The 3,618-nt window shown below is 64.9% G+C and carries 4 protein-coding genes; all 4 read left to right on the top strand.

Translation table 11 applies throughout. From position 1 onward, the window contains the following. Positions 1-153: 153 nt before the first annotated feature. The 4 genes from rbfA to ribF all read left to right on the top strand — a co-directional run bounded on the left by rbfA (position 154) and on the right by ribF (position 3,584). Positions 154-543: a 30S ribosome-binding factor RbfA gene (gene rbfA / locus LKD37_RS17070; protein ID WP_302930268.1), complete on the top strand. Its 390-nt coding sequence runs from the start codon at positions 154-156 to the stop codon at positions 541-543. 13 nt (positions 544-556) lie between these two features. Next, positions 557-1,504 (top strand): DHH family phosphoesterase, encoded by a 948-nt coding sequence (locus LKD37_RS17065; protein ID WP_302930267.1) that lies wholly within the window; start codon positions 557-559, stop codon positions 1,502-1,504. Between the two features lie 302 nt (positions 1,505-1,806). Then, positions 1,807-2,676: a tRNA pseudouridine(55) synthase TruB gene (gene truB, locus LKD37_RS17060; protein WP_302930266.1), complete on the top strand. Its 870-nt coding sequence runs from the start codon at positions 1,807-1,809 to the stop codon at positions 2,674-2,676. Next, on the top strand, positions 2,673-3,584 hold the full coding sequence (ribF, locus tag LKD37_RS17055; RefSeq protein ID WP_370686885.1) for a riboflavin biosynthesis protein RibF: 912 nt from the start codon (positions 2,673-2,675) through the stop codon (positions 3,582-3,584). The genes truB and ribF overlap by 4 nt, the downstream gene beginning before the upstream one ends. Positions 3,585-3,618: the final 34 nt, after the last annotated feature.

The following is a 3,618-nucleotide window of genomic DNA, read 5'->3' as shown; positions in this document are numbered from 1 at the left end:
TATCCGGGGTCCCCATGAAACCCCGTTTCATGGGGCAGGCGATATCATCGAAGCCTTCACCATGGAGGAAATCCCCCAGTAAACACACAACCCAGAGGGCGGGCGCTTCGCCCGCCCTCTTTTCATCTCATCGAAAACGAAAGGAGACCGACTATGGCATCCAACCGCATTCCCCGCATCAACGACGCCATCCAGAAGGAGCTTTCCGCCCTGCTGCGCACCGTCAAGGACCCCCGGGTGTCCGAGGGTATGCTGACCATCACCCATGTGGACACCACCAGCGACCTGCGCTATGCCCGGGTCTATGTCAGCGCCCTGAACTGCCCGGATGAGAAGGGCCTGCTCAAGGGCCTCAAGTCCGCCGCCGGTTATCTGCGCCGCGAGCTGGGCAGCCGCATCGACCTGCGCTACACGCCGGAGCTCCAGTTTTTTATCGACGATTCCATCGCCTATGGCGCACACATTCTGGATATGCTGAACCATGTGAAGCCCGCCGATCCCCGGAACGCAGACATCGTTCTGCCCGAGGACCGGGAGGATTGAGGAGGGCTGTGCTATGACCACCGCTGAAGCCGCCCGGCTGCTGCTGGGCTGGGATCGTCTGCTGCTGCTGACCCACGTCCGCCCCGACGGCGATACCGTGGGCTCCGCTGCCGCCCTGTGCCGGGCTCTGCGGGACCTGGGCAAGACGGCATATCTGCTGCCCAATCCTGAGCTTACCGCCACCTACGCCCCCTATGCCGCGCCCTACACCGCCCCGGAGGGGTTCGTCCCCGACCGCGTGGTGTCCGTGGACATTGCGGCGCTGTCCCTGCTGCCGGAAAACGCACGGCCCTATGGGGAACGTATCGACCTGGCCATTGACCACCATCCCTCTCAGGGCTTTTTTGCCCGGGAGACGTGCCTGGAGGCGGATTCCGCCGCCTGCGGCGAGATCGTGTACGACATCATCACCCGCCTGACTCCGGTGACGCCGGAGATCGCCCTACCCCTGTATGTGGCCGTATCCACGGATACCGGCTGCTTCGTCTATTCCAATACCACGCCCCGGACCCACCGCATCGCCGCCGCCCTGATGGATTGCGGCATCGACGCGGCGCCGGTGAACAAGGCCCTGTTCCGCACCAAGAGCCGCACCCGTCTGGCTATGGAGGCCTGGATGGCGGAGTGGGCGGAGTATTATGACCACGACCGGGTGGTCGTCATGCAGATCCCCCTGTCCCTGTGCCTGGATTACAAGGCCACGGAGGCCGACGTGGAGGAGTTGTCCAGTCTGGCTGCCCTGGTGGAGGGCACCGACTGCGGCGTGACCCTGCGGGAGCTGAAGGACGGCCGGGTGAAAATTTCCCTGCGAACCGGCCCCCGGGTCAATGCCACAGAGGTCTGTGCCCTTCTGGGCGGCGGCGGCCATGCGGCTGCTGCCGGCGCCACGCTGCACGGCACCCTCGGCGAGGTGAAGCAGGCCGTGCTCCAGGCCATCGACATGGTGGCGGGGGAGGATTGACAAAAGGAGCGACCCATGGCAAACGGAATCATCATCATCGACAAGCCCGCCGGGTGGACGAAACTGTCAAAAAAGGGCAAGGCCCTTTTTTGACAGAATTTGCAGTCTGCTACGCGCATAATTTGTTCGCCGATGGCGAACAAATTCCACACTTGCAGCCTGAGAAGTATTTTCGGCCAGGTACACGCCCCGGCCGAAAATGATTGCATTTTATTTGCCTCCTGCGGCAAGGTTTTGCTGCGCAAAACGCTTGTACGCGCCATCAGGCGCGTTTGGCGCAGACTTTTCACAAGGAGCGACCCATGGCAAACGGAATCATCATCATCGACAAGCCCGCCGGGTGGACATCTATGGATGTCTGCGCCAAGCTGCGGGGGATTTTGAAAACCAAAAAGGTGGGCCACGCCGGGACTCTGGACCCCATGGCCACCGGCGTTCTGCCGGTATTCGTGGGACAGGCCACCCGGGCGGTGTCCTTCGCCGAGGACGGCCAGAAGGAGTACGTCGCCGGGCTGCGGCTGGGCCGCACCACCGACACCCAGGACACCTCCGGCGAGACTCTGGACACCCATCCGGTGCTCACCGGCCGGGAGGACCTGGAGCACCTGCTGCCCCGGTTCACCGGCCCCATTGAACAGGTGCCCCCCATGTACTCCGCCATCAAGATCGGCGGACAGAAGCTCTATCAGATCGCCCGCCGGGGCGGGGAGGTGGAGCGTCCGGCCCGGCCCGTTACCATCCATGAGCTGGAGCTGCTGGACCAGAGCGGCCCGGCGGACTATACCCTGCGCATCCGGTGCTCCAAGGGCACCTATGTCCGCACCCTGTGCCACGACATCGGCCAGGCCCTGGGCTGCGGCGGCTGCATGAGCAGTCTGCGCCGCACCATGGCCGCCGGATTCACCCTGGATGACGCCGTGACCCTGGACCGGGTGCAGCAGGAGGGCGAGGCGCTGCTGGCCCCGCTGGACTCACTGTTCCGCCAGCACCCGGCCTACCGCATCCGGCATCCCCGGGTGGACGCCCTGTGCCGCAACGGGAACCCCTTCACCGTCCGCCAGGAGCTGCCGGAGGGCGTGTACCGGGTATATGGTCAGAGCGGCGAATTTCTCTGCCTCAGCCGCCTGGAGGGCGGCGTAATGACCTCCCTTAAAAACTTTTTCGGAGCGTGAGTACCTTGAATCGAACTGTTATCGCCCTGGGCTTTTTCGACGGCGTTCACCGGGGCCACGGAGCCCTGCTGGAAAAAACCGCCGCCCGGGCCCGGGAGCTGGAGGCCGTCCCCGCCGCCTTTACCTTCGACCGTCCGCCTAAGGAGGTGGTCACCGGCCGCCCGGTGGGCCTGATCAACACCCCTGACGACCGCCGGGATCTGATGCAGCGGCTTTACGGCATCCGCCAGGTGATCATCGCCCCCTTTGACCGGGCCATGATGACCATGCCCTGGCAGGAGTTTATCGATCGCCTGCTGGTGGGGACCTACGGGGCCGTCCACCTGGTGGCGGGCCACGACTATCACTTCGGCCACCGGAACCAGGGGGACCCGGACAAACTCCTGTCCCGCTGCCGGGAGCGGGGCATCGGCTGCGACATCATCCCCCAGGTGACCCGGGACGGCATCACCGTCAGCTCCACCTATATCCGCACCCTTATCGAAAGCGGACAGATGGAGCGGGCCGCCGATTTCCTGGGCCACCGCCACTGCCTGACCCGCACCGTCACCCACGGCTGCCGCTTTGGCCGCACCATCGGCATCCCCACGGTGAACCTGACCCCGCCGGACCATGTTCTGCTGCCGGAGCGGGGCGTGTATGTGACCCGGGTGTTCCTGCCGGACGGCACCAGCGTCCCCGGCGTCACCAACATCGGCACCCGCCCCACCGTCAGCGACGGCGACGCCGTGTCGGTGGAGACCTTCCTGCTGGATTTCGACGGCGACCTCTACGACAAAACCATCCGGGTGGAGTTCTGCCGCCGCCTGCGCCCGGAGCGCAGATTCGCCTCCCCCCAGGAGCTGAAGGCCGAAATTCAGCACAATATCCAACAAACCCGGGACTATTTTATGGAAAACCCCGAATAACCCCCCGGGGGGGGGGGGGGGGGGGGGGGGGGGG

Source organism: Brotocaccenecus cirricatena, from assembly GCF_020687045.1.
Classification (GTDB): Bacteria; Bacillota; Clostridia; order Oscillospirales; family Oscillospiraceae; genus Vescimonas; species Vescimonas cirricatena.
The sequence above is the reverse complement of the archived record's forward strand: the minus strand, read 5'-3'. Positions and strand labels throughout refer to the sequence as shown.